Below are 23,109 nucleotides of genomic sequence, written 5' to 3'. Positions count from 1 at the left end.
CCCCTTTCAGATAGAAGTTAAAAAGAGTATCTCATGGGGGAAACTTAGACTGAAGGTGTGGTTTATTTAACGCTTACTATTATCTAGATATATCGACCATTATTTTAATTTATCGATCCAAAAAGTAATAAATCGACTATTTTTTGAATATATCGACTTTCCGACAAATTTCGCGCAACCTCACCGCCCTCCCCCCTCCCCCGCAACAAATCCCTCGTATCACACCACCTAAATGAGTTATAATGAAAGGTAGATTTCAAACTGAAAGAGAGTGAACAGATATGGGCCGTAAGTGGAACAATATTAAGGAGAAGAAGGCTGCGAAGGATAAGAATACGAGCCGGATTTATGCGAAGTTTGGCCGGGAGATTTATGTGGTGGCGAAGCAGGGCGAGCCGGATCCGGAGCTGAATCAGTCGCTGAAATTTGTTCTTGAGCGTGCGAAAACGTATAATGTTCCGAAGCATATTATTGACCGGGCGATCGAGAAGGCGAAAGGCGGCGGCGAGGAGAATTATGACGCGCTGCGCTATGAAGGCTTTGGACCGAATGGTTCGATGGTGATCGTGGATGCGCTGACGAATAATGTGAACCGGACAGCGTCCGAGGTTCGGGCGGCGTTCGGGAAAAACGGCGGGAACATGGGTGTGAGCGGATCGGTTGCGTACATGTTTGACTCAACTGCTGTTATTGGTCTCGAAGGAAAGTCCTCAGATGAGATTCTCGAGATCCTTATGGAAGCGGATGTAGATGCACGCGACATTATTGAAGAAGAAGATTCCGTCATTGTTTATGCAGAGCCGGACCAGTTCCATGCGATGCAGGAAGCATTCAAGGATGCCGGAATCACTGAATTCTCAGTAGCTGAGCTGTCCATGCTTGCGCAAAGTGACGTTGAACTCCCTGAGGACGCACAGGCTCAATTTGAGAAAATGATTGATGCCCTTGAGGATCTGGAGGATGTTCAGCAGGTTTATCACAACGTAGAGCTTTAATAAAAACAGGCCATGCCGGCCTGTTTTTTTATATTGACAATCTAAAATTTTATATTTAATATAAGACTTATCACAAATTTCATACAATTACCTTATCAAGAGCGACCGAGGGACTAGGCCCTGTGACGTCCGGCAACCTCCATATTTACATGGAAAGGTGCCACTTCCTACAGAATGATTTCATTCTGAAAGATAAGCCGTTTATACAAATGACGACGCCTCTTTCCGAATGGAAAGAGGCTTTTTATTTAGGAGGAAAACAAGTGATCGAAGTCAGGAATCTCGTCAAAGAATACAAAACGAAAAAAGGCAAGGTGACCGGTGTTGACCATGTTTCTCTGCACGTTAAGCGGGGGGAAATTTTCGGCATCGTCGGTTATAGCGGAGCAGGAAAAAGCTCGCTGCTAAGGTGTCTGAATCTGCTCGAAAAGCCTTCCTCGGGGGAGATTCTTATCGACGGCATCCCGCTCACATCTCTCAGAAAAGCTGAGCTGCGAAAAGCCAGACTGAAAATCGGCATGATCTTTCAGCATTTTCATTTAGTCAGTTCAAAAACGGTCTTTGAAAACATTTCTTTCGCATTAAAAGCCGCTCACAAAAATAAGGCGGAAATTGATAAACGGGTAACGGAACTGCTTGAGATGGTGGGTCTGAGTGATAAGAGGAATGCGTACCCCGCCCAGCTGAGCGGCGGGCAAAAGCAGCGGGTCGGGATTGCCCGGGCGCTTGCAAACGATCCATCTGTCCTGCTTTGCGATGAAGCGACCTCCGCCCTCGACCCGAGCACAACACAATCCATCTTGTCCCTGCTTAAGAAAATCAACCGCGAGCTCGGGCTGACGATCGTCCTGATCACCCATGAAATGGACGTGGTAAAAGAGGTCTGCGACCGGATGGCTGTCATGCAGAACGGAGCTGTCGTCGAGGAAGGGCATGTTTATGATTTATTCACAAATCCCGCTAATCCGCTGACTAAAGAGTTCATTAATACCATCCTGCAGTTTTCGATACCAGCGTCTCTCCTCTCGGCAAGTCCCGGCAAAATCGTGAAAATTTTCTTTCAGGGAGCAGCAGCCGGTGAAGCCGTCATCTCGGACGCTCTTCAGACCTTTAAAGTAAAGGGCAATATCCTTCATGGCAAAATTGAATACATCAAGGACGTCCCGCTCGGTATTTTTATCATCGAGCTGACAGGAGATCCGGCAGAAGTGGACCGTGCCATCCACTACATTCAGTCCAGAACAGAAAAATTGGAGGTGATCCAGGATGCTGCTTGAAAGCCTCACCGCCCTGCTGCCGGAATTAAATAAAGCCTTTCTTGAAACGTTGTATATGGTTGGAATTTCAGTCCTGATTTCGTTCATCTTCGGGCTTCCTGCTGGAATCCTGCTGTTTGTAACCGATAAAGGCCTCTTTCTGGAGAATGCATGGATCAAAAACATCCTCGGCTTTATCGTCAACATAATTCGGTCAATCCCGTTCATTATCTTATTGATTGCCTTGCTGCCGCTTGCCAATCTTCTTACAGGAACGACGATCGGCCCGGCTGCGGCATCTGTTTCCCTGTCTGCTGCTGCCATTCCGTTCTTTGCCAGGCTCGTCGAACAATCATTGCGGGAAATCGACAAAGGTGTCGTTGAAGCAGCGATTGCAACAGGAGCCTCCCCATGGCTGATCATAAAAGAAGTCCTGCTTCCTGAAGCGAAGCCGGGCATCATCCAGGGAGTTACGATCACAGTCATCAGTTTGGTTGCCTATTCGGCTATGGCGGGGATTATAGGAGGCGGCGGCGTGGGAGATCTGGCCATTCGCTTCGGTTACTACCGGTATGACAATCTAGTCATGTTTACGACAATCATCATATTGATTTGCTTCGTTCAAATTATTCAATTCGCGGGAGACCGCTTTGCGAAAATCACAGACAAAAGATGAGGAGAAAAGACATGAAAAAATTAGGAATCGCAATTATTTCATCCGTACTGATTGGACTGCTCGCAGGCTGCGGAGCAGGGAGTACTGCCGGAAAGGCTGATAAATCAATTAAAATTGGTGCTACATCTGGCCCATACAGTGACATGGTGAGCAAGGCCATCAAGCCGGTCCTTGAGAAAAAAGGCTACAAAGTCGAAGTTGTGGAATTCAGCGACTACATCCAACCGAACCTCGCTCTTTCAAAAGGCGACCTGGATGCGAATCTGTTTCAGCATAAAATCTACCTGGACACGTTTAATAAAGAGCACAGCCTTGAGTTGGCGGAGCTTATTTCCGTTCCAACCGCCCCTATGGGAATCTACTCTAAACAATTTAAAACACTGGAAGAAATTAAAGACGGTTCTGAGATCGCGATCCCTAATGACCCGACAAATGCAGCCCGTGCCCTGCTGATTCTGGAGGATGCCGGACTGGTCAAGCTGGATCCATCTGCAAACCCATTAACCGTCTCCGAGAAAGATGTAAAAGAGAATGTGAAGAATCTCCAGTTCAAGCCGCTTGAAGCCGCGCAGCTTCCTCGTGCTCTGGATGGAACAGATTTGTCAGCGGTTCCCGGGAACTTCGCACTTGCTGCAAAAATGAACCTGCTTGATGCTGCCGTTCTTGAAAAAATGGCGGATCAGTATAGAAACCGTGTTGCCGTGAACGAGAAGGATTTAAGCAGTGAATGGGCTAAAGACTTAAAAGCCGCGGTCGAATCAGATGAATTCGAGAAAACGATGGATGAGGACTTTAAAGGCTTTGAAAAACCGGAGTGGATGGCGGATTAATCGAAATCCGTATAAATACGTAAAAGAGCCTCTAAAAGCAGAGGCTCTTTTCCTTTATTCCTGTTTTTCTTTTTCTGCCGGGGTCTGCAGTTCGGTTCCCGATTGTGCATATTTTTTCTGGAGATCTGCATACGCTTTGACCACTCTTGCTGAAATGTCTTTATTAATATCTCTTTCTGCATAAGGAACGACAACACTGAAGGCAATCTCCGGTTTTGATGCCGGGTAGTAGCCGACAAAGTTGATATTATACGTGTTTACTGTCCGGTCGGTTCCTGGAATCCGATAGAAACTCTGTGCAGTACCCGTTTTTCCGGCGACATCCAGTCCCGGGAATTTACCGGCTGCTGTTCCCCCGGACTGAGTAACGGCTTCAAAGCCTCTTTGGACTTGTCTGATTTCAGCTCCTGTGTTGTTTACACGGTTCAAAACCTTTGGATGCCTGTCCAGATAGAAAGGGCCGATCCCTGTTTCGGATGTTGGTTCATGGATGGACTTAACAACACGCGGCTGCACGCGGTAGCCGTTGTTGGCGATGACCGATACGTACTGTGCGAGTTGAAGCGGTGTATACGTGTCCAGCTGGCCGATTGAGAAATCAAGAAGCTGCCCCGGAAAAGACGGTTCATTGCTCAGTCCGGCAGATTCTCCAGGCAGATCAATTTCCGTCTTCGTTCCAAGACCGAATTGATGATAGCCATTTCTAAGGACATTAAAATCAGCAAATGTGCCCTTATAAGGACCTTCTCTTACATACGAAAACCCGGGGATGTTTTCAATCACAGCTTTAAACATATAAATATTGGAGCTCTTTTTCAAAGCTGAAATATCTGTCATCCAGCCAAGTGACCGATTTCCTGCAGATGACTTTTCCGGCGTGCCCTTAAACTTTACCGGGGCATCGTAATAGCCCTGTCCAATCCTCAGCCCATGCTGGTAAGCAGTTAGAACAGTAGCACCTTTCACAACAGATCCCATTTCATACTGACCGGTAAATGCGCCATATGAGAAATCCATCGGAGCTTTTCCTTCTCTGAAGCGGAACTGCTTGCCGGCCATGGAGAGGATATCCCCATTATTGGGATCCATCACAACGACAAACGCATTGTTCACGTAATTGTTCCCAGCTTTTCCCCTGCCCCTCGGCACTTCTTCTTCTATAATCTTCTCGACCTCTTTTTGGAGCTCCATATCAAAGGTGAGCTGCAGGTCATAGCCGCGCCTGCCTGGATTGATGATCTCTTCTTCTACGTTCCCGTTTTTATCCGTGGTATACTGAATTTTTGCTTTTGATGCATTCAAATACTGCTCATAATGCTTTTCAATGTACGTTTTCCCGACACGGTCATTGCGTGAATAGCCCCGTGTCATAAAATAGTCCATTTGTTCCTTCGGCAATCCTTCTTTTGAGGTTGTGACTTTGCCAAGCAAAGTACTGAGGGTGCTGCCGTAAGGATACTGCCTGTCCCAGTCTGTAATAATATTCAGTCCCGGCATCTTTTCGAGATTTTCGGAGACACTCGCCATCTCTTCGTTCGTGAGCATCACATCGGCCCCAGTCTTTCCATCTTTAGGCGGAAGCTGTGCCTTTACAAGCTGCGGCTCATACTGGTATCCGGAAGAAAAACGCTTAAACAGGACCGCCATGGAAAGATGCTGATCACTGTTTTTCAGTCTTTCGATCTCCTTCTTCGGCACCCGCTCAAGCTGAAGCTGATACTGCTCTTTCCCTTCTTTCTTCAACTCAGATTTTTTAAGCAGTTCTTCTGCTTTTTCCGGATAGGCAGCGAGCCAATAATCTTTCAGATCGCGGTTGCTTTCCTGTTCTTTCACTTTTTGAATGGCATCAGCTTCCACCTGAATATGCTTTACCAGCTCCCGCGCTGTTTTCAGCTTATCCTCCGGCTTTGTTTTTCGGTCAACTGTATAGGTGACCGCCGGAATCCCGATGTTATCGACAACTACACGTCCGTACCGGTCATACATTTTTCCCCGCGGAGCAGGGTAAGCGGATACATCCGTTTCACTCCGGTTCACTTCTTTTACATACTCTTCTCCCTGGACAATCTGAACGATGCCAAGCCGGACAATAACGAGGACAAAAATGAAAAATACGGCAAGAAACAATATATTTATGCGAAGCTGTCTCGTTTTCTTATACGCGCGGTTTTCAGAGGGGCCTGCGGTTGGTTCGGGCATAATTCGTACTCCTCTCCCTTATATGTATCTACACTCTCTTATTCTACATTTTTTTACAAGGGAAATAAACCCACGGGTGTTTAAGAGTGGAAAAAAGTCCGTCAATGGTCTTTTTTTCAAAGAACGATTATACTGAAAACGCCGAAGCATAAACTACTCAAGGGAGGGATGTACATGGAAAAACAAAATTACAGCAATCATACAAGGATTCATCCGCTGTTTCACTTTGGACTAACAGCCGGAGTACTGGCTGTTCTCGTAACCTCCATCATCTACGCCGCCACAGGAGGAGAACTCGTCACCGCGCTGTTTATGATACTCGTCTCTGTTTGTCTTATTCTCTTCTTTATTTTTATCCGAACCTATCCGCTAAAAGCCCAGGACCGTGCCATTCGAGCGGAAGAAAACCTGCGCTATTATGCTCTGACAGGGAAACTGCTCGACTCTTCTCTTACGATGAATCAAATCGTTGCCCTAAGATTTGCACCTGATGCTGAGTTTCCGGGGCTTGCAGAAAAAGCAGCTGCCGAAAAGCTTGCGCCGAAGGAGATAAAACAGAGCATCCAGAACTGGAAGGCGGATCATAACCGAATTTAATGATAAAGGCATCCGGAGTTAATTCTGTCCGGATGCCTTTTTTTCTTTTTCAGAAATTGTTCCTCATGATCAGTACTTCATTCGAACAGAAACCGGATTGATATCCAGTGTTACATTGGTCACCGAATAGTCATCCTTCCCTCCATCTTTGTATCCCCAGTAGCCTTCTGTGTCAGCGGTTTTCCTGAAAATCAACTCGACTCCTGTGTCTTGGTTAAATGCGTAACTCTTTACTTTCTTCTCCCCGCCGTTATCCACCAGGTTATAAGACAGATAGTTTTTTAATGTGCCGTGCGGAGTAAGGACGCCTGTATGTGGAGCAGCCTTAAAATCTCCGTACTCGTAGCCTGTTGTCGAATCTTTATGTGAACTGATCTTAAATGTCTTTTGTTTCATGTCCACAATATCTCCAGCTGACAAAGCAGAGATGGATATGTTTTTGAACTGGCCTTTTTGTCTTTCTGCTTTTGATAAATCAACAACGGTCAGCCCTGCACGTCCTATGACTTCTACTGTCTGGTCTTTGTTGTTGACGACCATCGCTGTATCTTCATCAATTCCGTAAGATAGCTGACGGCGGTCTCCTTTCTCATAGGCTGTGGCAATCAATCTGCCTAGTCTCGATTTATTATCAAAATGCTGATCAATTATACCGTTCTGGAAAAAGCCGAGACCCTTCTCCAAATAACCCGGTCCGCCCTCCTGCTGATCCATCCCGTTGTACGTATCCGTAAATCCTTTCGAGAGAGTATCCAGGCTTCCCCCTCCGGCAATCATCACATCACTCATGATTGCCGCTCCGGCACTTGTTCCTCCAAGAACCGCTCCTTTTTTATAAATCTCCCATATAGCTGATAAAGCTTTTGATTCCGACTGATCCGCGTTTAATAATGCTTTCGTAATGTTCGTTTGATCGCCCCCAACGAACCAAACAGCATTTAATTCTTTTATGGCTTCGGCCGTTTCTTCCTTGTTCCTGTTATCCTTCCATTTAGACTCATCTTCTGCCGTTCCTTTAAAATCATGTGTGGAGATCGGAAGGATCTCAATCTGATCTTCCTTGACTCCGTACTTGATCAAATCATTTTTAAAGGCATTCGATGAACTCAACGTTCCGCTTGCCGCCGGGATAATTCCGATTTTTGCTTTTGAATTTCCTCCGGCAAAGTTTATAAATCTCTTATAAACAGCCTCATTGCTGGAACCGAGAGCCCCTCCGGCAATTACCAGATTTCCTAAAATCTCTCCGCGGGCTGCTTTATCCGGAACCTTGAAATTGGACGATTCGTAATTTTTAAAGGCCTTTTTGTCTTTTCGGAATCCAACCGAAACCGGAACCGCATCCAGCCTGACATTGGTAATGGAATAATCATCCTTTTGACCATCCATGTAGCCCCAGTAACCATTCGATGATTTTGTTTTACTGAAAGTTAACGCGTAGCCTTTTCCTTTGCTGTCGTACAAGTAGCTTTTTACAGAATCGGCAGATGAATTATCCGTTAAAGAATAGGCAAGATAAGGTTTCAGCCTTCCGTATGGCGTTAATACCCCAGTTGCATCCAACGGCTTAAACTGATAGTATTCGTAGCCTCTCGTTGCGTCTTTATCCGGGTTGATGGTAAACTCCTTCGTTTGCAGATTAATCTCATCCCCAGGCGACAGAAAGCTGATGGACACATTGTTAACTGGGTGTACTTTTTTCCCTGCAAGCTTTGCTTTGCTAGTATCAACGACGGTTACGCCGCCCCGGCCGACAATCTCTGCTTTTCTCTCTTTGTTATGGACGATTAGTGCGGTATCTTCATCGATTCCATACGAGTTATACAAGTCTTTCCTCTTCTCGTATTTAATGGCGGCTGCCGCAAGCCTGCCAAGTCTTGCTCGTTCATCAAAGTGCTGATCAATGATGCCATATTTAAAAAATCCAAGCCCTTTTTTAATAAAGACCTTCTCGTATTCTTTATTTTGGGGCTCATCTTTCTCCGTGAATTCTCCCCTCAGTCCGCCGAGGCTGTCACCGCCTGTGATCATCACATCACTCATGATTGCGGCTCCTGCGCTCGTTCCGCCTACAACGCCACCCTCTTTATACATTGTCCATATCGCATCAAGCACTTTAGAGTTTTTCCCCTTCTTATCTGTTAAGGTCTCTGTGATGCGAAGCTGATCTCCGCCTACAAACCAAATAGCTGACAGGTTTTTGACACGGTCTGTCCATTCTTTTTTGTTTACGTTGTCCTTCCACATGCTTTCATCAAAATCGGTATCACTGAAATCATGATTGGATAGCGGCAGGATCTCAACGTTTTCCGGCTTGACCCCATACTTCGCCAAGTCCGCTTTGAAGTCATTGGAAGACTTCAGTTTCCCGCTTGCCGCTGGAACGATGCCGATCTTTGCCTGTTTTTCCCCGCCCGCCAGTTTAATGAATGATTGATAGACGTCTGCATTGCTGCTTCCAAGAGATCCGCCTGTAATCACAAGACTGCCTTTAATTGAATTGGCTGGAACTTGATTGGCACTTGCTGCTGGTATACTAACTGTTGAGATCAATAAACAGGCGGCAGCGAACAGACTGATTCGTTTTTTCATGACACATCCCCCTTTTTTCATCATGTCCGTATGAGACGTTAAATTTCAGAATTGAGTAAAATCGCACCCCTCCCATTTTTGAATAATCCTAATACTGATTCTCGCAGGTTACTTTTAATTATCTAAAAATTCAGACATGTAAAGTATACAAAAAATACTTGTGGGTGGATACCCTTCTTTTCTTCTGAACAAGAACTCTTTTTAAGTTATTCTCAGCAAGAATACACAATTTCTTTTCTAATAGAGAGGGTAGAGAGGATAACCAATCTGCTGTGAAGAATAACCTACAAGAAGATATAGAAAAGGAGGTTTTCAAAACAATGAAAAAGAAATGGTTAACCGTTATAGCCTTCTTCCTGCTCGCCGGCTGCACGCAGGAAACAGCAAAGCAGACAGAGAAGGAGCCGTCCGTTCAGGCTTCAGAAGAAAAAGCAGAAGCATACTGGCCGACAGAAGACTGGAAGAGCATTAAACCAGAGCGTGTACATATGGATCAGAAGAAATTGGACAGCATGTTCGAGCAGATTAAGAACGAAGAGATTCCGATGGAGGGCCTGCTTGTAATCCGTGATGGATACATCGTGGCAGAACAATATGGCGGAGGATTTGATAGGGAAAAGGTTCACCCTGTGTATTCCATCACCAAAAGCCTGACTTCTTCCCTGACCGGTGTGGCGGTTAAGCAAGGGGAAATTAAAAGCGTGGATGAAAAGGCCGTTACTTATTTAGATGAAAAAAGAATAGAAAACGTAACGGAGCAAAAGAAGGCGCTGACCATTAAGAATTTTCTCACCATGACCTCCGGACTGCCATTCCCGGAACAGACGGAGAAGGGCTTTTACCAGTCGGAGCAGTGGAAGACCTTTATGGAAGGAGCTGACCCTGCTTATTACGCACTCAGCCTGCCCATTCAGGATGATCAAAACACCTGGAACTACAGTACAGCTGATTCAGCAATAGCTTCGAAAATCATTCAGGAAGCAGCCGGCATGCCGCTGGCTGAGTATGCAGAAAAACACTTATTCTCTCACCTCGGAATCAAGGATGTACACTGGCCCGCGGATCGTTCCGGTACATCGCTCGGCGGCACCGGCGTAGAAATGAAACCCAGGGATATCGCCAAAATCGGCTACTTGTACATGAACAATGGAAAATGGGAAGACCAGCAGCTCCTTCCCGAAAACTGGGTGAAGGAAAGCACATCCCCGCATGCAGATACGAACGGAAACTTCGAAGGAGACCGGTACGGCTACAGCTTCTGGCTGAAAAAAGTCGGAGGGTATGATACATACAGAGCAATGGGCTTGTATGGTCAATACATGGTCGTCATCCCCGAGCTTGATCTGATTGCCGTTCAGACCTCATCCGGGATGGATATTGATCCGCTCCTCGAAGAGTTTGTGATTCCGGCGGTCCAGGATAAATGAAAGAAACATCCAGCGGTTGGATCGCTGGATGTTTTTTTGTGTGATGCCGTTCTTTAAACCAGAAAATCCTTCTTGTATTTGATGGCCAGATAGATGCCTGAGGCTAGGAAAGCAAGGGAATATTTAAATAAGAAGAAAATCTGCCACATGTATTCTTTCGGGAAGATGAGGTCGCCCAAAATAATGGCACACAGCATGATGAGGCAGCTTTTCAGAGATATATGAACGGTTCTTTCATCTGCTTCACCCATTTTCTTATGAAATACATACGTTAAAATCCCACCGGCCACAAGCAATAATAAGCCGATGCCAAGGAGAATATTCCAATTGCCCGCAGATTGTTCTGACCAGGTCCTCAAAGAGCTGTAGATACCAGAGAACTCACTTTCCATTTTGCTTCACTCCCTTTTCATAAGTAAAAATATCATTTACATCCGCCTCAAAAAATTCAGCAATTCTAAATGCCAGCAGCAAAGTCGGCACATAATTTCCTTTTTCCATCACGAAAATGGTTTGCTTGGATACTCCCACTTTGTCTGCTAACTCCTGCTGAGACATTCTGGCAAGTACCCTATATTCATAAACCTTATTGGCGATGGAATCACCCAAATCTTTTTTCACAGTTTTCACCTCTGGATTTAATTGTAATTTATTTATAGATAAAAGTAAAGTATACTTATACAAAATATAATCTTAAATTTACTTGGTAATTTGATAACTAATTCTTAAAATTAAAAAAAGCATAAACTCTCTATGCAGAGAATCTATGCTTTAGGTGCAAATATCTTATATTTAGTTAAACTTGCCTGCTAATGCAACTAAAAAAGGTTCATCAACGAGTGTAAAAATCAATACTATGCTTTAAAATAGCCGAATATAAAGTGCAGAAAAAATAAAAACCACCAAATATGTATTTGGTGGAGACGGTGGGAGTCGAACCCACGTCCAGAAATATCGGCACTTAGACGTCTACGAGCGTAGCTGAAATATTAGGAATTCGCTGCGCCATATGCCTTTCAGCAGGCGTCCGGGCAGCTAGTCTGGTTGTTCTCTTCCTTCTCCCTCAGACGGCGAGATCCGGCGTAGCCCACTTAGAGTGAGTCCCTTACCCTACCACATGGGCGATGGAGGGAGGAACCGCTATAAACTGTTGTTACGCAGCTACAGCGAGGTTGTTGTTAGTTTTGCCAGTTATTATTGGCGTTGGCGTTATTAACGAGCTCGCCGACTCGGCTCGCAGCCTAAGCTCAAACTATCCCTGTCGAATCCGTAACGTCCCCATTATAAGAATGAAAGCATGTGCTTTCTCCCAACAGGTATACGGGAATCTGAAACGGTCCTGGTTGAAGTCTGGCCGGTTCAGAAGAGGTGATAAGATAAGCTGCTGCTTATTCAGTTATCATCGGTGCATGTTCTATTATAACAAACTGTGTGGATTTTGCAATTGTAAAATAATGTTATTGTCTGATCTTACGCAGTACAGCTGCTGCGCTTAATAAAGATAAAGCTGCTATTCCAAAATAAATCCAGGACACTGGGAATCACTCCATCATTCTTTTTGACGGTCGCGGAAGGCACGTTCAATGTCGCGTTTTGCCTCTTTCTTCTTAAGGTCTTCACGCTTGTCATATTTCTTTTTCCCTCTGCCCAGGCCTACTAAAACCTTTGCGAACCCGTTTTTTAAATAAATTTTCAGAGGAACGAGGGTATATCCTTCTTCCTTCGTCAAACCGATCAGCTTGCTGATTTCCCGGTTGTGAAGCAGGAGCTTCCGTGTTCGGAGCGGATCATGATTGTACCGGTTTCCTTGTTCATATGGACTTACATGCATGTTATGCAAAAATACTTCTCCGCCTTGAATACGGGCAAAAGAATCCTTTAGATTTACCCGGCCTGCCCTCAGAGATTTAATTTCTGTACCCTGGAGCACAATTCCGGCTTCATATGTCTCTTCAATTGAATAATCGTGGTTTGCCTTTTTATTTTGCGCAACCACTTTTCCTTGTCCTTTTGGCATGTGAAACCCCTCTCGAAGCAATTCATTTTTTCTCTCTATTTTATCACGGGAGAATGAAGGCGGAAAGGGCGATGCCCGACACCGCCCCTATCCGTTACCGCTTCTTTTTCCTTTTGGCCTTTGGTGCATTCTCAAAGCCTTTTTTCTTTTTCTTCTTCGGTTTCGGTCCGCGGGTTGACCAGCCGTCTTCCGGTGATCCGCTGCGTTCCTTACCGGCTGGGGCTGCGCCTCTTCCGCCCCCGCGTTCCTTCGTCGTTTTCTTCCGGCCCTGGCCTGCACTGATGGATCTTGGTGCATCCTTCGCAGGACGTCTGCGGGTGCCTTTCATGCCGACAATCTCAAAATCAATGGCCCGCTCGTCTTTGTTTACGTTAACCACACGTACTGTAATTTCATCCCCGATGCGGTACACATTGGCGGTCCGTTCCCCGATCATCGCGTAGGTTTTTTCGTCATATCGGTAATAATCGTCGGTCATATAGCTGACATGAACGAGTCCTTCGATTGTATTCGGCAGCTCGATAAACATCCCGAAGTTTGTAACGGAGCTGATGATTCCGTCGTATTCCTCGCCAATTTTATCAAGCATGTATTCCGACTTCTTCAAATCATCCGTTTCACGCTCTGCTTCTACTGCACGGCGCTCCATATTGGAGGTCTGCTCAGCAATCCCCGGCAGCAATTCAGACCACTTCTGCTTCGTGCTTTCGTCCGTTTTCCCCTGAATCAGGTAAGTCCGGATCAGGCGGTGAACGATTAAATCCGGGTAACGGCGGATTGGCGACGTAAAGTGTGAGTAGAACTCGGTTGCCAGTCCAAAGTGTCCGAGGCTTTCCGGATCATATTTTGCCTGTTTCATGGAGCGGAGCATCACCGTGGAGACGACCATCTCTTCCGGCTGTCCCTGAACCTCTTCAAGGATTTGCTGAAGTGCACGCGGGTGAATTTCATCTCCCGTCCCCTTCACGCTGTACCCGAAGTTTGTGATAAATTCGAGGAAGCGCTGCAGCTTTCCTTCATTCGGATCCTCATGAATCCGGTAAATAAACGGAACCTTCATCCTGTGGAAATGCTCAGCTACCGTCTCATTTGCAAGCAGCATGAATTCCTCGATGAGACGCTCTGCCACACCGCGTTCACGAAGCTCGACATCATACGGCTTCCCATCCTGATCGACCAGTACTTTCGCTTCTTTAAAATCAAAGTCAATCGCACCGCGGTTCATCCGCTTCGTTCTGAGAACCTGGGCGAGTTCTGCCATCCGTTCGAACATCGGCACGAGGGTTTCATATCTGGAACGAACCTTCTCATCCTGGGCGAGAATGCTGTTTACATCTGTGTAAGTCATTCTTTCCGTTGTCTTGATGACACTTTGGAAAATCTCATGTTTTACTACGTCCCCTGTATCATCCACTTCCATTTCACAGGATAGAGTCAGACGGTCCACCTTCGGATTAAGGGAGCAAAGTCCATTGGAAAGGCGGTGGGGAATCATCGGAATTACCCGGTCGACTAAATAGACACTTGTTCCGCGGTCCAATGCTTCAACATCAATCGGGGAATTTTCAGTTACGTAATGGCTGACATCGGCAATGTGGACACCGAGCTTATAATTCCCGTTCTCAAGCTTCGTGACCGTTACCGCATCATCGAGGTCCTTTGCATCGGCCCCGTCAATCGTTACAATCGTTTCGTTCCTAAGATCGCGGCGGTCTTTATAATCCTCTTCTGCAATCTCATCCGGCACATCGTTCGCCTGCTGCAGCACATCAGGAGAAAAACCGCCAGGCAGACCGTGCTTGTGGATAACAGAAAGAATATCCACACCAGGATCGTTTTTATGTCCGAGAATCTGGATGACTTCGCCTTCCGCGCTCATCCTGCCTTCCGGATAGGTTGTAATTTTCACAACGACCTTATGTCCTTCAACCGCTCCGTTAGAAGCGTCTCTTGGGATAAAAATATCGTTGGCAATCTTTTTATCATCTGCGATGACGAACCCGAAATTCTTGCTTTCGGTGTACGTCCCGACCACTTCTTTCATGCCGCGGTCGAGAATCCGGACAACTGTTCCTTCTTTTCTCGCACCGGATGAACTCGTGCTTACGCGGACAAGAACGATATCTCCATGCATCGCGTTGCTCAACTCATTCGGAGGAATGAAGATATCATCATCTCCCGGTTCCTCGGTAATGACAAAAGCAAAGCCTTTGGCATGTCCGGAAACCTTCCCCTTCACAAGATTCATTTTTTCAGGGAGACCGTAACGGTTGCTTCTTGTACGGACAACCAGTCCCTGCTCCTCCATATGGACGAGCGCTTTTACAAAATCTCTGAAAACATCAGCCTCTCCCACACCAAACGCATCTTCCAGCTCTTGAATGGTAAGCGGCTTGTAAGCCTCATCCCGCATAAATGTAAGCAGGCGGTCTACATGCTTCTGTATCTCCTGGTTCAACTAAAATCCCTCCTTTTGCTGGGGCTTACCAGTCCAAACTTTCCAGGAATTCATAAACATCCTGGTGGACCTGGTCTTTTTCCTTATCTAGGGTAATGACATGGCCGGATTCCTCATACCACTTGATCTTTTTCACATCCGACTCCACTTCGTCATGAATAATATTTGCACTGTCTGTATTAATCATGTGATCATGGCGCGCCTGGACCACAAAAGCCGGTGAATAAATCATATCCACGTTTTTGCGGACATCGGCAATCAGCTCCTGCAGACTTTTGAGCGTATTCATCGGCGTTTTTTCAAACTCCTTCATCTCCTGCTCAATCTGTTCAGGATTCTTCTCTTCAAACTTCTTATATTTCCGCGCATATTCCAAAATCCCCTGGTACATAACCTCTTCACTCTTAATGTACATCGGGGCGCACATGGTCACGATACCCTTTACTGGTACAGTGTAACCCAGTTTAAGCGAAAATACCCCGCCTAATGACAAACCGCCGACCGCAATCTGCTCATAGCCTTTTTCCTTTAGAAACTCATACCCCTCCATCACGTCCTTCCACCAATCCTCCGGACCCGTATGGACGAGTTCCTCTGGAGGAACACCGTGGCCTTTATATTGAGGAGCATGACACGTATACCCCCGGTCATTCAAATAACGTCCAAGCATACGGACATCAGCTGTATTCCCTGTAAACCCATGCAGCAAAAGCACGGCTTTTTCTCCGCCTTCAAAGAAAAAAGGCTTTGGCATCACTTTTCTCATGGCTGAATCTCCCTCTTCAAAAGATGTTCATTTACTATGTATTGTCTCATAATACCCTCATTTCTATTTAATCAAAGCACAGAGAAAAAGGAAAGCAGGAGGGGCTGATTTAGGGGTCTTCAGATCATTCGGAGTACGGACTAGCCTCGATAAACAGGTTGCGGCTGGGAACGGGGGATTTTGTGCCGTTCAGGACCGTTTAGGTTCCGAAACCACACCTCTACGTGCCATCCTTCTTTCACGTGCCAAAACCAATCCGTTTCGTGCCGGTCTCCGTTCTTTACGTGCCGTCTCAAACCGTTCACGTGCCGAAACCACACTTCTGCGTGCCATCCTTCTTTCACGTGCCAAAACCAATCCGTTTCGTGCCGGTCTCCGTTCTTTACGTGCCGTCCTAGAGCGTTAACGTGCCAAAACCATACTTCTACGTGCCATTCTTCTTTTACGTGCCAAAACCAATCCGTTTCGTGCCGGTCTCCGTTCTTTACGTGCCGTCTCAAACCGTTTACGTGCCGAAACCACACCCCTGCGTGCCATTCTTCTTTCACGTGCCAAAACCAATCCGTTTCGTGCCGGTCTCCTGTTCTCTCGTGCCGCTCCGGACCGTTTACGTGCCGAAACCACACTTCTATATGCCATTCCATAACTTCACGTCACGGCAGGCCCTGTCTTATCTCTCCTCGTCCCAACAAAAAAAGGCCCTGACCAATCAGGACCTCTTCCGCAGCTTATAGGCTAAAGTAGGAAATCGCAATCGTTAAGACAAAGAAAAGCACAGACAGGACGATTGTGATCCGGTGAAGGACCAAGTCAAGACCGCGTGCTTTTTGTTTTCCAAAAAGCTGTTCGGCTCCGCCTGAAATTGCTCCGGATAGACCGGTGCTTTTGCTTGTTTGCAGCAGAACTACTGTAATAAGTGCTAGGCATGTAATAATCAACAGAACAATAAGTGACGTATGAAGCATGTATTACACCTCCTGAAACGCGTACGCATGTGGTTTTAATGTACCATATGGAAGGGGTTAGTACAATAGCAGGAAGGGGCCTGAGGAAATATTTCTCTGATCAGAAAAACTCTTATAGCCGGGCCGATCCTTTTTTTGTAAAATAACAGGTAACTAAAGGGGGAGTTTCATGATCCAGTATCCAAACCTGCAGATCAATCCTGTTATTGGTGTCACGGCACCGTCTTCCGGTGTTCCGGAAGAGCTTCATATGCTCGTCCACCAGGCGGCAGCGAGGCTGAAAGAAAAAGGAATGATCCCCATCGTTGGAGACACGGTGTGGACACAGGAAAAAGCAAAGTCTGCCCCGGCAAAGGTACGGGCCGCGGAATGGAACCAAATGATGGCGGATGATTCCATTCATCTTATTTTTCCTCCGTGGGGCGGAGAGCTTCTGATTGAAATGCTTCCATATGTAGATTTTGATGCGATGAAGCCGAAGTGGATTCTCGGGTATTCGGATTGCAGTGCCATGCTGCTTGCTGTTACGTTAAAAACAGGCATCGCAACTTCACATGGCACGAACTTAATCGATATCAGAGGAGAGTACTCCGATGGCACAACAGCAAGATGGCTGGATGTGCTTTCTGCCAAAAAGGGGGATGACATTGTCCAAACATCCTCTGACCACTACCAGAAAAAATGGCAGCATGACAATCCCTCACCCTGTGTTTTTCACTTAACAGAAAAGACGGAATGGAAAACCGTATCCGGCGGCCCTGAAACCTTCAGCGGAAGGCTGCTTGGAGGATGCATCGATGTGATCCATCATCTTATTGGTACAGAATATGGCGACTTGAGCAGTTTTAGAGAAAGAACAAACAATGAGCAGGTCGTCTGGTTTTTAGAAAACTGTGAAATGAATACGACGTCGCTTAAAAGATCGCTTGTTCAGATGAAGCTTGCCGGCTGGTTCCATAACTGCTCAGGCATTATGTTCGGAAGAAGCGCCGCGAATGATCCTGTTGAGGGATACACGGCGGAGGACGTGTACAGAGAAATTGCAGACGAACTTCAAATTCCTGTCGTTTATGATATTGACTGCGGGCATGTCCCGCCGCAAATCACGTTTGTGAACGGCGCATTCGCCGAGGTAGAGGCAGGCAGCGGCAAGGGAACGGTTAGACAGACTTTTAAATAGCAAAAAGCCCCTTATCTGGAGGATAAGGGGCTTTCACTATTCCAAACCTTATTTCTTAAGGTTGTAGAAAGACTGCATGCCATCATAGATCGCAAGACCGCCAAGCTCGTCTTCGATGCGAAGAAGCTGGTTGTATTTTGCGATACGGTCTGTACGGCTCATAGATCCAGTTTTGATTTGGCCAGCGTTTGTTGCAACAGCGATGTCAGCGATTGTCGCGTCTTCTGTTTCACCGGAACGGTGGGATACAACAGCTGTGTAGCCAGCACGTTTAGCCATTTCGATCGCTTCGAATGTTTCTGTAAGCGTACCGATTTGGTTAACTTTGATCAGGATGGAGTTGCCTACGCCCTGCTCGATTCCTTGAGCAAGCTTTTTCGTGTTGGTAACGAACAAGTCGTCTCCAACAAGCTGAACTTTTCCGCCGATGCGGTCAGTCAGAAGCTTGTGGCCATCCCAGTCGTTTTCGTCAAGTCCATCTTCAATGGAGATGATCGGGAATTCATTCACAAGCTGCTCGTAGAAATCAACCATTTCAGCTGAAGACAAGCCAGTGCGGCCTTCGCCTGCAAGATCGTATTTGCCTGTTTCTTTGTTGTAGAACTCAGAAGAAGCAACGTCCATGCCAAGCATGATGTCTTTGCCAGCTTCGTAGCCAGCTTTCGTGATCGCTTCAACGATTACTTCAAGAGCTTCGCGGTTAGAACCAAGGTTCGGAGCGAATCCGCCTTCGTCACCAACAGCTGTGTTCAGGTCTTTGCCTTTAAGTACGGATTTAAGAGCGTGGAATACTTCAGCTCCCATACGGATTGCTTCTTTGAATGTAGGTGCTCCGACAGGAAGGATCATGAACTCCTGGAAGTCTACATTGTTGTCAGCATGAGATCCGCCGTTGATGATGTTCATCATTGGAGTTGGAAGCTGTTTCGCGTTGAATCCGCCAAGGTAACGGTAAAGCGGAAGGCCAACGAAGTCAGCAGCAGCATGAGCAACAGCCATGGAAACACCAAGGATTGCGTTAGCGCCCAATTTGCCTTTGTTTTCTGTTCCGTCAAGTTCGATCATGATTGTGTCGATTCCAACTTGATCTGTTACGTCAAGACCGATGATTTCTTCAGCGATTACGTTGTTTACGTTCTCTACTGCTTGAAGAACACCTTTTCCAAGGTAGCGTTCTTTGTCACCGTCGCGAAGTTCTACTGCTTCGTGTTCACCAGTGGAAGCACCGCTTGGTACTAGTGCGCGTCCGAAAGCGCCTGATTCTGTGTATACTTCTACTTCAACAGTTGGGTTACCGCGGGAGTCAAGGACCTCACGTGCATATACATCAACAATAGCTGGCATTTAATTTCTCTCCTTTTAGTTAAAAATTTTATTTTAGTTCTGATAAAAATGGCTGTAATTCACACAGCTTTTATTTGATTAAAGACGTACCTGTCATTTCGCTTGGCTTGTCAACATCCAGCAGATCAAGCATCGTAGGAGCAAGGTCACCGAGAATTCCATCTTCACGAAGCTCCAGGCCTTGTTTTGTGACGATAACCGGAACAGGATTGGTTGTGTGTGCCGTGTGAGGCTCACCGTTCTCTGAAATGAGGATATCCGCATTTCCGTGATCTGCCGTGATGATCGCAGTACCGCCCTTTTCAAGGATCGCGTCTACGACTTTGCCAAGGCATTCATCAACCGTCTCTATCGCCTTCACCGTCGGTTCTACTTTGCCTGAGTGGCCAACCATATCCGGATTCGCGAAGTTGAGAATGATCGCATCCTGCTTATCGCCGTGAATTTCAGCCAGAAGTGCATCCGTCACTTCATGGGCGCTCATTTCAGGCTGCAGGTCGTACGTTGCCACTTTTGGAGAATCAATCAGAATTCTTGTTTCTCCTTCAAATTTCTCCTCACGGCCGCCGCTCATAAAGAACGTTACGTGGGGGTACTTTTCTGTTTCAGCGATGCGGAGCTGTTTCAGGCCGTTTTGGGCAAGAACCTCACCGATCGTGTTATCCAGATTGACAGGTTTGAAAGCAACAAACCCTTTCACTGTCTCACTGAAATGAGTCAAACTTACAAAGTACACATCTTTCGGTGCTTTTTCGCCGCGGTCAAAATCGCGGAAATCAGCATTCGTAAACGTGTTGGAAATCTGAATCGCACGGTCAGGACGGAAGTTGTAGAAAATGATGCTGTCATTATCCTGAATGGTTCCAACTGGTGAACCGTCTTCCTTCGTCATGACAGAAGGAATGACGAACTCATCATGGATTCCATTTTCGTACGAATCTTTAACAAGCTCGAGCGGATCGCGGTAATCGGGTCCTTCCCCGTAAACCATTGCACGGTACGCTTTTTCCACACGGTCCCAGCGTTTGTCGCGGTCCATGGAATAATAGCGTCCAGAAACGGTTGCCAGTTCTCCGCCGTATTGTTCCAGATTTTTCTGAAGGGCCTTGATGTACTTTTCTGCTGTTTGAGGGCCGACGTCACGTCCGTCAAGGAAGCCGTGTACATATACTTTTTCAATGCCTTCAGATTTAGCAAGCTTAAGCAATGCGAAAAGATGCTCGATGTGGCTGTGCACGCCGCCATCTGAAAGAAGTCCTGCCAGATGAAGGGCTGTGCCGTTCTCTTTCGCATGATTCATGGCATCCAGGAAGGTTTGATTTTTTTCAAACTCGCCTTCTCGGATGGCAACATTTACGCGCGTTAAGCTTTGATAGACCACGCGCCCCGCTCCGATGTTCAAATGCCCGACTTCAGAGTTCCCCATCTGGCCTTCCGGAAGGCCGACAGCTTCTCCGCTTGCCGTTAATTCAGAATGCGGGTATTGCTCCCAGTAACGGTCAAAATTCGGCTTATTCGCTTGTGCAACAGCATTTCCTTCTGTTTCTCTGCGAAGTCCGAAACCGTCCAGGATAATCAATGCAACTGGTTTCTTACTCATTCTTTCCACCCTCTAGCAATTGGAGGAAGGACTGTGCTTCAAGGCTTGCTCCGCCGACTAGAGCTCCGTCGATATCGGATTGAGCCATATATTCTTTAATGTTGGCAGGCTTAACACTTCCGCCGTACTGAATGCGTACTGCATCAGCTGCAACTTGCGAAAATTGCTCTGCAACCACTTTGCGGATGTGCGCACATACTTCGTTCGCATCCTCTGCAGTTGAAGATTTACCCGTTCCGATCGCCCAGATTGGCTCATAAGCGATAACAGTTTGCTTGACCTGATCTTCAGAAAGACCTTCAAGCGCTGCTTTCACCTGGTTTCCAACAAGGTCATTCGTTTTTCCGGACTCACGTTCTTCAAGCGTTTCACCGCAGCAAACGATTGGAGTAAGACCGTGCTTAAAAGCAGCAAGTGTCTTTTTGTTTACTGTTTCGTCTGTTTCAGCAAACATTTCGCGGCGTTCAGAGTGTCCGAGAACAACGTAGTCCACGCCTAAATCCTTCAATGCAGCAGGGCTGATTTCCCCTGTGAAAGCACCGTTTTCTTCAAAGTGCATGTTTTGCGCACCAATTTTAAGATCTGTTCCTTTTGCTGCATCAACGAGACGCTCAAGGAATAGAGCCGGTGAACAAACGATCGCATCTGCCTGGCTGGAAGAAGGAACCTGGCCTTTAACTTCCTCGGCAAAGCTTTTAGCTTCTGCAAGCGTTTTGTTCATTTTCCAGTTTCCTGCAATGATTGGTTTTCTCATCATAAGCCGTCCTTTCTGATTAAAAGGTCTCTTGGCTGCGCACACAGCCAATGCTTTTGTATTCGCTGCCCCGTCCTGGAAGCCGCTAGCTGCGCCGGTATTACGGAGCTTTTCCGGATCCGGGAGGAGCCAGCAGGTTTGATCATCAGACAGACTGTTGCTGCAGTCTGCCCGGTTCTCAAAAAGTCTTGCGATTATTTATCGTTTAAAGCCACTACTCCAGGAAGTTCTTTGCCTTCCATGAATTCCAGTGAAGCACCGCCGCCTGTTGAGATGTGGTCCATTTTATCAGCCAGACCGAACTTCTCAACAGCTGCAGCTGAATCTCCGCCGCCAATGACCGAATATGTATCGTCAGCTTCTGCAAGAGCCTCGGCCACTGCTTTTGTACCATGGGAGAATGGTTCAAGTTCAAATACACCAAGAGGTCCGTTCCAGATCACAAGTTTGGATTTTTTGATTACATCCGCATAGATCTCACGGGATTTCGGTCCGCAGTCAAGGCCTTCCCAATCTTCCGGGATGTTATCGATCGCTACTACTTGAGTATTTGCATCGTTGGAGAAATCATCTCCTACAACAATGTCCACAGGCATGTAGAAGTTTACGCCGTTTGCTTTTGCTTTGTCCATGAAGGATTTAGCCAGATCCACTTTATCTTCTTCAAGAAGAGATTTTCCTACACCATGTCCGAGAGCTTTAATGAACGTATAGGCAAGTCCGCCGCCGATGATCAGGTTGTCCACTTTATCAAGCAGATGATCGATCACGCCGATTTTGTCCTTTACTTTTGCTCCGCCGATGATCGCCGTGAACGGACGCTCAGGGTCAGACAGGGCTTTTCCAAGGACATCCAGCTCTTTTTCCATCAGAAGACCTGAAACGGCTGGAAGATGCTCTGCGATTCCTGCTGTAGATGCATGTGCACGGTGTGCTGCGCCGAATGCGTCATTCACATAAACGTCTGCAAGTTCAGCAAATGATTTTGACAGCTCAGAATCGTTTTTCTCTTCGCCCGGGTAGAAACGGACGTTTTCAAGAAGAAGCACATCGCCGTTTTCAAGCTTTGCGATTTCTTCCTTCACGCTGTCTCCGTAAGCCTCATCTGTTTTCACTACATTTTTGCCCAGAAGCTCTTGAAGACGTTCTGCAACCGCGTTCAGACGAAGTTCTTCCACAACCTGGCCTTTAGGACGTCCAAGGTGGCTTGCAAGCAATACCTTCGCTCCCTGTTCAACCATGTACTGGATGGTTGGAAGAGCAGCCCGGATGCGTGTGTCATCCGTTACTTTGCCATTATCCATTGGAACGTTGAAGTCAACGCGGCAAAATACAGTTTTTCCTTGAATCTCGATGTCTTTAACAGATTTCTTGTTCATTTCAAAGGCCTCCTTCTTGCGCATGGTGGTTTGCAATAAAACCCATAGAAAAAGGGAGGGGGAATTGCTGTAAA

General features: G+C 46.6%; 20 protein-coding genes, 1 other RNA gene and 1 riboswitch. Of the genes, 7 read left to right on the top strand and 14 right to left on the bottom strand.

Translation table 11 applies throughout. From position 1 onward, the window contains the following. Positions 1-281 precede the first annotated feature (281 nt). From GKZ89_RS10420 to GKZ89_RS10405, 4 genes are all read left to right on the top strand, one after another. Complete coding sequence (locus GKZ89_RS10420; protein WP_155112339.1) at positions 282-995, top strand: YebC/PmpR family DNA-binding transcriptional regulator; 714 nt, start codon at positions 282-284, stop codon at positions 993-995. Between the two features lie 89 nt (positions 996-1,084). Continuing rightward, positions 1,085-1,194, top strand: a riboswitch (SAM riboswitch). 64 nt (positions 1,195-1,258) lie between these two features. Next, the gene (locus GKZ89_RS10415) at positions 1,259-2,272 is read left to right on the top strand and encodes an ATP-binding cassette domain-containing protein (RefSeq protein WP_162356703.1); all 1,014 of its coding nucleotides are present in this window, start codon (positions 1,259-1,261) and stop codon (positions 2,270-2,272) included. Next, positions 2,262-2,927 (top strand): methionine ABC transporter permease, encoded by a 666-nt coding sequence (locus GKZ89_RS10410; RefSeq protein WP_155112337.1) that lies wholly within the window; start codon positions 2,262-2,264, stop codon positions 2,925-2,927. The genes GKZ89_RS10415 and GKZ89_RS10410 overlap by 11 nt, the downstream gene beginning before the upstream one ends. An 11-nt stretch (positions 2,928-2,938) precedes the next feature. Beyond that, complete coding sequence (locus GKZ89_RS10405; protein ID WP_155112336.1) at positions 2,939-3,757, top strand: MetQ/NlpA family ABC transporter substrate-binding protein; 819 nt, start codon at positions 2,939-2,941, stop codon at positions 3,755-3,757. Positions 3,758-3,811: 54 nt separating this feature from the next. Here GKZ89_RS10405 and GKZ89_RS10400 read toward each other — a convergent pair whose 3' ends face one another. Further along, entirely contained in the window at positions 3,812-5,956 is a 2,145-nt protein-coding gene (locus GKZ89_RS10400) for a peptidoglycan D,D-transpeptidase FtsI family protein (RefSeq protein WP_155112335.1), read from the bottom strand. A gap of 174 nt (positions 5,957-6,130) precedes the next feature. Here GKZ89_RS10400 and GKZ89_RS10395 point away from each other — a divergent pair, with 174 nt between their 5' ends. Further along, positions 6,131-6,553, top strand: a complete 423-nt coding sequence (locus tag GKZ89_RS10395) for a DUF6526 family protein (RefSeq protein WP_155112334.1) — start codon at positions 6,131-6,133, stop codon at positions 6,551-6,553. A 69-nt stretch (positions 6,554-6,622) separates the two neighbouring features. Here the strand turns inward: GKZ89_RS10395 and GKZ89_RS10390 are convergent, their stop codons facing one another. Continuing rightward, positions 6,623-9,145 carry a cyanophycinase gene (locus GKZ89_RS10390; protein ID WP_155112333.1) on the bottom strand — a complete coding sequence of 841 codons (2,523 nt, stop codon included), beginning with the start codon at positions 9,143-9,145 and terminating at the stop codon, positions 6,623-6,625. 320 nt (positions 9,146-9,465) lie between these two features. On the opposite strand from GKZ89_RS10390, the gene GKZ89_RS10385 reads away from it, so the two are divergent. Further along, positions 9,466-10,572, top strand: coding sequence for a serine hydrolase domain-containing protein (locus GKZ89_RS10385; RefSeq protein ID WP_155112332.1), 1,107 nt, complete (start codon positions 9,466-9,468; stop codon positions 10,570-10,572). Between the two features lie 53 nt (positions 10,573-10,625). Here the strand turns inward: GKZ89_RS10385 and GKZ89_RS10380 are convergent, their stop codons facing one another. The 8 genes from GKZ89_RS10380 to secG all read right to left on the bottom strand — a co-directional run bounded on the left by GKZ89_RS10380 (position 10,626) and on the right by secG (position 16,778). Then, positions 10,626-10,964, bottom strand: a complete 339-nt coding sequence (locus tag GKZ89_RS10380; RefSeq protein WP_155112331.1) for a DUF2178 domain-containing protein — start codon at positions 10,962-10,964, stop codon at positions 10,626-10,628. Further along, the gene (locus GKZ89_RS10375; protein WP_162356701.1) at positions 10,954-11,193 is read right to left on the bottom strand and encodes a helix-turn-helix domain-containing protein; all 240 of its coding nucleotides are present in this window, start codon (positions 11,191-11,193) and stop codon (positions 10,954-10,956) included. Before GKZ89_RS10375 ends, GKZ89_RS10380 begins: the two co-directional genes overlap by 11 nt. A gap of 294 nt (positions 11,194-11,487) precedes the next feature. Further along, positions 11,488-11,852, bottom strand: a transfer-messenger RNA (tmRNA) gene (gene ssrA / locus GKZ89_RS10370). Positions 11,853-12,121: 269 nt separating this feature from the next. Further along, on the bottom strand, positions 12,122-12,589 hold the full coding sequence (gene smpB / locus GKZ89_RS10365; protein ID WP_155112330.1) for an SsrA-binding protein SmpB: 468 nt from the start codon (positions 12,587-12,589) through the stop codon (positions 12,122-12,124). A gap of 94 nt (positions 12,590-12,683) precedes the next feature. Then, on the bottom strand, positions 12,684-15,002 hold the full coding sequence (gene rnr / locus GKZ89_RS10360) for a ribonuclease R (RefSeq protein ID WP_430697114.1): 2,319 nt from the start codon (positions 15,000-15,002) through the stop codon (positions 12,684-12,686). A 70-nt stretch (positions 15,003-15,072) separates the two neighbouring features. Then, positions 15,073-15,813 carry an alpha/beta hydrolase gene (locus tag GKZ89_RS10355; RefSeq protein ID WP_155112328.1) on the bottom strand — a complete coding sequence of 247 codons (741 nt, stop codon included), beginning with the start codon at positions 15,811-15,813 and terminating at the stop codon, positions 15,073-15,075. Between the two features lie 140 nt (positions 15,814-15,953). Next, positions 15,954-16,457 (bottom strand): hypothetical protein, encoded by a 504-nt coding sequence (locus GKZ89_RS10350; protein WP_155112327.1) that lies wholly within the window; start codon positions 16,455-16,457, stop codon positions 15,954-15,956. 84 nt (positions 16,458-16,541) lie between these two features. Next, positions 16,542-16,778, bottom strand: a complete 237-nt coding sequence (gene secG / locus GKZ89_RS10345) for a preprotein translocase subunit SecG (protein ID WP_155112326.1) — start codon at positions 16,776-16,778, stop codon at positions 16,542-16,544. 169 nt (positions 16,779-16,947) lie between these two features. Between secG and GKZ89_RS10340 the strand changes: the two genes are divergently transcribed. Further along, positions 16,948-17,958: a S66 family peptidase gene (locus GKZ89_RS10340; RefSeq protein WP_155112325.1), complete on the top strand. Its 1,011-nt coding sequence runs from the start codon at positions 16,948-16,950 to the stop codon at positions 17,956-17,958. Positions 17,959-18,006: 48 nt separating this feature from the next. On the opposite strand, the gene eno is transcribed toward GKZ89_RS10340, so the two are convergent. The 4 genes from eno to GKZ89_RS10320 form a co-directional block, all read right to left on the bottom strand. Next, the gene (gene eno / locus GKZ89_RS10335) at positions 18,007-19,302 is read right to left on the bottom strand and encodes a phosphopyruvate hydratase (protein WP_155112324.1); all 1,296 of its coding nucleotides are present in this window, start codon (positions 19,300-19,302) and stop codon (positions 18,007-18,009) included. Positions 19,303-19,372: 70 nt separating this feature from the next. Continuing rightward, positions 19,373-20,902: a 2,3-bisphosphoglycerate-independent phosphoglycerate mutase gene (gene gpmI, locus GKZ89_RS10330; protein ID WP_155112323.1), complete on the bottom strand. Its 1,530-nt coding sequence runs from the start codon at positions 20,900-20,902 to the stop codon at positions 19,373-19,375. After that, complete coding sequence (gene tpiA / locus GKZ89_RS10325) at positions 20,895-21,656, bottom strand: triose-phosphate isomerase (RefSeq protein WP_155112322.1); 762 nt, start codon at positions 21,654-21,656, stop codon at positions 20,895-20,897. Before tpiA ends, gpmI begins: the two co-directional genes overlap by 8 nt. A 194-nt stretch (positions 21,657-21,850) precedes the next feature. Further along, entirely contained in the window at positions 21,851-23,035 is a 1,185-nt protein-coding gene (locus GKZ89_RS10320) for a phosphoglycerate kinase (RefSeq protein WP_155112321.1), read from the bottom strand. Positions 23,036-23,109 lie beyond the last annotated feature (74 nt).

Source organism: Metabacillus mangrovi, assembly GCF_009711125.1.
Lineage (GTDB): Bacteria > Bacillota > Bacilli > Bacillales > Bacillaceae > Metabacillus_B > Metabacillus_B mangrovi.
The sequence above is the reverse complement of the archived record's forward strand: the minus strand, read 5'-3'. Positions and strand labels throughout refer to the sequence as shown.